This window comes from Bartonella sp. AP21QHHD (assembly GCF_042196205.1).
In the GTDB taxonomy this organism is placed as follows: domain Bacteria; phylum Pseudomonadota; class Alphaproteobacteria; order Rhizobiales; family Rhizobiaceae; genus Bartonella.
In genome coordinates, this window is record NZ_JBHIPT010000090.1 from 1 (window position 1) to 4259 (window position 4259).

5 protein-coding genes are annotated in these 4259 nt (G+C 37.4%); 4 read left to right on the forward strand and 1 reads right to left on the reverse strand.

Annotation, left to right across the window (positions count from 1 at the left end; translation table 11 throughout):
- From ACFIMC_RS05160 to ACFIMC_RS05175, 4 genes are all read left to right on the forward strand, one after another.
- Nucleotides 1–484: hypothetical protein (locus ACFIMC_RS05160; protein WP_375685695.1), on the forward strand; the 484-nt coding region annotated here is incomplete at its 5' end.
- Nucleotides 485–807: 323 nt separating this feature from the next.
- Nucleotides 808–1398 carry an antA/AntB antirepressor family protein gene (locus ACFIMC_RS05165; RefSeq protein WP_375668743.1) on the forward strand — a complete coding sequence of 197 codons (591 nt, stop codon included), beginning with the start codon at nucleotides 808–810 and terminating at the stop codon, nucleotides 1396–1398.
- A gap of 563 nt (nucleotides 1399–1961) precedes the next feature.
- On the forward strand, nucleotides 1962–2714 hold the full coding sequence (locus ACFIMC_RS05170) for a phage antirepressor KilAC domain-containing protein (protein WP_375668742.1): 753 nt from the start codon (nucleotides 1962–1964) through the stop codon (nucleotides 2712–2714).
- Nucleotides 2711–2989: a hypothetical protein gene (locus ACFIMC_RS05175; RefSeq protein WP_375629339.1), complete on the forward strand. Its 279-nt coding sequence runs from the start codon at nucleotides 2711–2713 to the stop codon at nucleotides 2987–2989. The genes ACFIMC_RS05170 and ACFIMC_RS05175 overlap by 4 nt, the downstream gene beginning before the upstream one ends.
- A 64-nt stretch (nucleotides 2990–3053) precedes the next feature.
- Here ACFIMC_RS05175 and ACFIMC_RS05180 read toward each other — a convergent pair whose 3' ends face one another.
- Nucleotides 3054–4100, reverse strand: coding sequence for a Fic family protein (locus tag ACFIMC_RS05180; RefSeq protein ID WP_375668741.1), 1047 nt, complete (start codon nucleotides 4098–4100; stop codon nucleotides 3054–3056).
- Nucleotides 4101–4259: the final 159 nt, after the last annotated feature.

A 4259-nucleotide genomic window follows, 5' to 3' on the forward strand; every position in this document is an offset into this window, starting at 1 on the left:
CTTTACTGAAAAGCAAGTTGCAGACATCTCATCAGCCCAAATAAAGCGTATAAGAAGAGGTGTTTATATTAAAGAAAAGGCAACAGCAAGGTTTCTTGAGACAGATATCATTGGTTCTGGAACACCGATACCTCTTAAATTTTTTAAAGCAAACGAAACAAAACGCGGCGTAACTTACACACTGTTTGGAAAGAAAGAAATCTTACCCCATGGTTTTATCAAGGGAGGCAGTTTTCCAAAGCGTGTTGAATTAAAAAAGCTGAATGGTAATGTATTTCAAAGAGNGAAAATGGGAGGGAATGTGTTTCAAAGAGATGACGGAGATCAATTCCCCATTGCAAAACAAGAAGGACCTTCAATTGCTAAAGTGATGTCTAAGCCAGAAATTGCAAGTGCTATTGTAAAAGAAGCCAATGAAAGATTAATTGCCAATATACAGTACCAACTTGCTCGTCAAGAATATGCCGCCAATAAGAAAGGCTAGATCATGTTCTCAAGCTATGTTTGCTATACACTGAGATTTTCTTTCTTGACAAGATTCACGGAAAACGTATATCGTTAAATCAGGTGCCTAACAAACACCTTAAAACAACTAGCGGATTGGTTACCGAAATAACTAATTTTCCGCATATTAAAAGCTTTGACTCATTGTATGTTAGACGCATATAATGATTTCGTCGGGTGTGGTTATGCTATAAAATACCTTCACGGGGAAAGCATAACGACGGGCTAGTTGCCGTGTTTGTTAGCACCCGGCACTCTTTTTTAGAGTGTCATTAACAAACCTCTAACAACTAGGAGTTCACTATGAACACTCTCATAGAAATTAAAGAACAAATCATTGGACAAGAAACTGTTCAAACTGTTAACGCACGCGAGTTGCATACGTTTTTAGAAGTTAATATACGCTTCAACGATTGGATTTCACGACGGATTGAAGAATATTCTTTTCAAAAAAATCAGGGCTTTGTGAGTTTTACTCAAAAAAGAGTAAAACCTAATACCTTTCAGGAAAATCAAGGCGTTGTGAGTTTTACTAAAAATTTAGTAAAACCTAAAGGCGGTCGTCCAAGTACAGAATACCACATCACTTTAGACATGGCGAAAGAGCTCTCAATGGTGGAACGTAATGAGAAAGGACGTCAAGCACGCCGTTACTTTATTGAGTGTGAAAAGAAACTAAAAAACCAAGCTGTTGATTATGATCGTGATACGCGCTTTGATTTGCCAAGTTATTGGGAAGGTATGAACGCTGGCGAAAAAGTTTTATATCTTTTAGGTCCTATTCATATGCGTCTTCTTGATGCCTTCAGAGTAGATGAAGAGAACAGAAAATACAAAGCTCTCATTAAGGAAGCAAAACAGGTTCTAGCAAAATCTGTTACGAAAGCCGCTTAAATTTAAAATATGATCTCATCTTCCCTGCTTGCAAAGTGGGGAGGATATTAATTCAAAGGAGATTATCGATAATGCTTCGCTTTTTCCAGAAAAAATACAATAAAATCAATGCAAAAGGTACTTCCCAGCGGGTTGGCTTCGTTGCGGGGCGGACGAGCGCAAACTATCGCTAGCGACAGAATTTTCAATTTGACTGTACATTGTACATTTAACTCATTGATAAATAATGATTTCAATATGTACACTGTACAGTATGTGAAACGTTTTCTTAGCAAAAAGTAATTTTTATTACTTGACAATTCTACAGTAATAGGTATCTTCGAATCAGGTGCCTGAAAACACCTTAAAACCATAAGCGGATGGATTGCCGATACAATCTTTTTCCGTACATTGAAGGCTTTGACTCATTATATGCGTATGGCGTATACTGGTCTTGTCGGGTGTGGTTATGCCATAAAATACCCTTTCGGGGGAAAGCATAACGACGGACTTATGGCCGTGTTTTCAGCGCCCGATACCTTTCTAAGGTGTCAATGAAAACATTTAACCATAAGGAGTTCACAATGAACACTCTTATTCCGATATCGGAACAAACTGTTGGACAGGAAATTGTTCAAACAGTAAATGCACGTAATCTGCACGCATTCTTAGAGGCAAAACGAGACTTTTCCAATTGGATTAAAGACCGTATTATCAAATACAATTTAGAAGAGGGAATAGATTATATTTTAACGCTCGCCAAAACTGGCGAACGTCAAAATGTAGTGTTAAAAGAATATTATCTTACACTAAATGTAGCAAAAGAGCTTTCTATGCTTGAGAACAATAAGAAAGGTAGAGAAGCTCGTTTATACTTTATCAAATGTGAACGGCTTTTGAAGCAAGTAGCAACACCACAGATAACTGCATCACAAGTTGACTATTCCAAACCGGAAGCATTGCTTGGTGTTTTGAATCATCTACAAAGCCAAATAGAACATAAAGATCATGTGATTGCAGAATTGACACCAAAAGCAAAAGCTTTGGATGGCTTAAAGCGCTCTGATGGTTTATTCGGTCTTATTGAAGCAGCAAAGATGTTGGAAGTAAGACCAAAGGATTTAACTGATTACTTGCGTAAACATGATTGGGTGTATCGACGGGCTCCAGGGGCGCCGCTGTTACCTTATCAGGATAAGATCAAGAAAGGATTCATGGACTGTCCTGCTATCACCATTCAAAGACCGGATGGTACAGAAAAGGTGCTCCCTTCAACAAAAATCACACCAAAAGGATTGGCATGTTTGAGAGAACAAATCCATGGAGGTGTACAATGAACACCAGTATCGACTTTTTATGTGATTTATGGATAGCTTTGTTTCAATTTTCTGATCGTGATGATGTCGAAGATAAGGCTTTTAATGCTCTCATTGAGACCATGGATGCAATAGAAAAAGCTTTGATTTTAAAACTTCAAGATGAATCACCAAATGCACTCAGAATTTTGGCAATGATTACAAATTTTGGAACCTTAAAACCTCCCCCGATTATGGAGCCTTTGTTAAAAGCTTACGAACCAAATTTGGAGAGCCCCATTAAAAAGGTTGCTTAATTAAAAAAATAGAACTCCCCTCCCCGTTCTCAACAATGGGGAGGTGGTTAAGAAGGTAATAAAATTAAGGTGCACTATACCAAGTTGATCGTCCACCACCATGACGTATCAAAAGACCTTTTTCAACTAATGATGTAAAAGTTACTTTAAGTGTATTAGCGCTTGCACCAACCTCACGCACCATATCGCGGGTTGTAACACGTCCGTGATTACGCACATAATCAAGAATATTAAGAGCCAATTCAGATAAGGAAAAAAGAGCATTTTTTTCACTCTCTATTTTTATTTCTAATTGGCGTTTTTGTTTTTGTAGAGCACGTAAAAAAAAGAGTATCCAAGGCTCCCAATTGGGTGTTTTAGTATAAATTGTTTTTTGAGTTTGATTTAAAGCTAAGTAATAGCTTTCTTTATTATTCTCAATAATGCTTTCAAGTGATGAATATGGTACATAAACATAACCTTTTTGTAACAAAAGAAGGGTGGTTAAGATACGGCTTAAACGTCCATTTCCATCTTGAAAAGGATGAATAGCTAAAAATGTTACATTAAAAATACCAATCGTAAGTAAAGGATGAAGATCCTTTAATTCATTGGTTTTATTGAACCAAGTAATAAGCTCTTGCATTCGGTATGGTGTATCAAATGGTGTAGCTGTTTCAAAAACAATGCCAACCATTTTCCCTTGAGAATTAAATGCTGCTACATCATTGCGTAAAGTCTTATATTCACCTCGATGTCGTTGATCTTTCTCACTATTACACAAAAGATCACGATGAAGTTGTTTAATATGATTTTCAGTAATAGAAATATCACTCCAAGATTGAAAGATTGTTTCCATAACCTTGGCATAACCGATAACTTCTTGTTCATCACGACTCTTGAAACGTTTAATTTCTAAATTTACCAAAAGCTGTTCGATTTCGCGGTCTGTTAACTTACTCCCTTCAATGCGTGTGGAAGATCCAATACTTTCAACAGTAGCAATATGACGAAGAGCGTTCAATCGCTCAGGTGCAAGAGTACCAAGGGCGCGCCATGCCCCTTTGAACTCATCAATTTCAGCAATGAGAGCCAACAATTCTTGTGTAATTTGGAGTGTATCTGTTTTCATACCGGAATATATACCGGATTATACCCGATTGTCAATCATTCGTAACACCGTAAACTCTTACTTCTTATGGCAGAGAAAAAGCAAGGAGCAACTATGACCAAGAAAGTTCGTGAGGGGATATCGGTTCGTGCGTTTGCCAAAAAGATGCGTGTTTCACCT

Bases quoted from the DNA above. Each gene is read 5' to 3' on its own strand.
- ACFIMC_RS05165 (WP_375668743.1), top strand. From the start codon at position 808: ATGAACACTCTCATAGAAATTAAAGAACAAATCATTGGACAAGAAACT.
- ACFIMC_RS05180 (WP_375668741.1), bottom strand. From the start codon at position 4,100: ATGAAAACAGATACACTCCAAATTACACAAGAATTGTTGGCTCTCATT.
- ACFIMC_RS05175 (WP_375629339.1), top strand. From the start codon at position 2,711: ATGAACACCAGTATCGACTTTTTATGTGATTTATGGATAGCTTTGTTT.
- ACFIMC_RS05170 (WP_375668742.1), top strand. From the start codon at position 1,962: ATGAACACTCTTATTCCGATATCGGAACAAACTGTTGGACAGGAAATT.